Here is a 1,591-nt window from a genome sequence, read left to right on the forward strand (position 1 = left end):
CCATATAGGCAGAGAAGATTTGGATCACTGTATATCAGCGATTTCCAATGAATATTTTTTCAGTGGGAATAGAGTACATGTGATATCACAAGAATAGTAATTTTGATGCTTTCAAGACGAAGGTATGACCTACTCATCAAACATCAATGTAAATATTAAGGTTTTATTATGTCCAATACTTCACAAATGCGTAATGAGCTTGGTGATTTCAGCAGTATAGTTTGCTTCAGAGCAGTAGTTGTGGGTACTGAAGAAGCTCTAGGGGAAAAAGCCGCAGCGATCGCTCTAATTTCTGCTGGTCGTAACCGTGGTAAGCAAGTAGCTGAACAGCTTGGGCTTGCAGGAAAAGGTATTGCTAACGCCGAAATCGTTCCTCAACTTCAGGCTGCCTTGGGGAAAGATGGCACAAGGCTTTGTATTATCGACAAAATTGTCGAATCGGGAGAAACGATTTTAGCTTACTGTCGCGAAACAATTTGCTCTGCTGGCGAGCCTCAAGGCTCTCCTCGCAAACTRACATTTACTCTGGGAGCAGTACAAGGGGTACTAGAAAAAGTCACTGGCAAACGTCTTCGTGGCAAGCAAACTGAATCAGTTCTCCGTGGCGGTTCCCATGATGTTATTGAGTTTGAAGTCCTCGCCTAAGACTTCATCGGTTTAATTGTTTTGTGTATCATTTGTACTTATAGGAGAATTTCATAGTGGCAATTAACGCTGAAAAACTTAGTCTCGTTCTACAAAATTTTGTATCCGCAACTAGCGATGTTCAGGGTGCGGCTCTCGTCACTCCAGATGGTTTACCCTTGGCTTCGACATTGCCTGGTGCTATGGATGAAGAACGAGTATCGGCAATGTCTGCTGCCATGCTATCTTTGGGGGAAAGAATTGGACAAGAATTAGCCAGAGGTGATATTGAACGCATCTTTGTTGAAGGCGACAAAGGCTACGGTATTTTAACAAGCTGTGGGGATGATGCCGTACTTCTAGTATTGGCTGATCAAAAGGCTAAGCAGGGGATTTTGATGTTGGAAATTAAGCGGATTGTTTCAGAAATCAAACAGATTCTAAAATAAACGTTGAATCAATTCTCAGGATCATCGGCAAACTCAAATTCAGCGCCAATCATCCATTCTTACTTATCCGTTTGGGTCGTTACTTAAAAATAAAGCTAACACTTACTTCCCAGCCAATGATTAGTGGTGCGACGAAGAACGACACTAATCATTGGGCTTTACTTTCTATTTCTAGGCTGAGAAGGAAGTAATACCAGTTCAATAAAGTGTGACTACACTTTGTTGAACTCAGAAAAATACTGGGTTTTATTTTTAATTCTCTGAAGTGTAGTCACACTTCAGAGAATTGGTATGACTTTGATTATAGGGTTGGTTTCTGATTTCCGAAAGTATAACTTCACTATCAGAAATCGTTAAATATCTATACTCCCTTCCCAGTGAAAGAATAGACGTTGCGGCGCGAAGCGCCGCAACGCTATTTCTTGGTTTTATATGTCTATTTCTTCGGTGGGAAAGGAGTAAGAACTGGTAAAAGCTTATCAAAATGATTGATAAGCTTTGATGATAGCAACTTATTT

General features: G+C 40.7%; 2 protein-coding genes. Both read left to right on the forward strand.

The genetic code is table 11. From position 1 onward, the window contains the following. Positions 1–168: 168 nt before the first annotated feature. Positions 169–645: a hypothetical protein gene (locus B9G53_RS02645; RefSeq protein WP_217901495.1), complete on the forward strand. Its 477-nt coding sequence runs from the start codon at positions 169–171 to the stop codon at positions 643–645. Positions 646–701: 56 nt separating this feature from the next. Next, the gene (locus tag B9G53_RS02650; protein ID WP_094528769.1) at positions 702–1,073 is read left to right on the forward strand and encodes a roadblock/LC7 domain-containing protein; all 372 of its coding nucleotides are present in this window, start codon (positions 702–704) and stop codon (positions 1,071–1,073) included. Positions 1,074–1,591: the final 518 nt, after the last annotated feature.

This window comes from Pseudanabaena sp. SR411 (assembly GCF_002251945.1).
GTDB lineage: Bacteria > Cyanobacteriota > Cyanobacteriia > Pseudanabaenales > Pseudanabaenaceae > Pseudanabaena.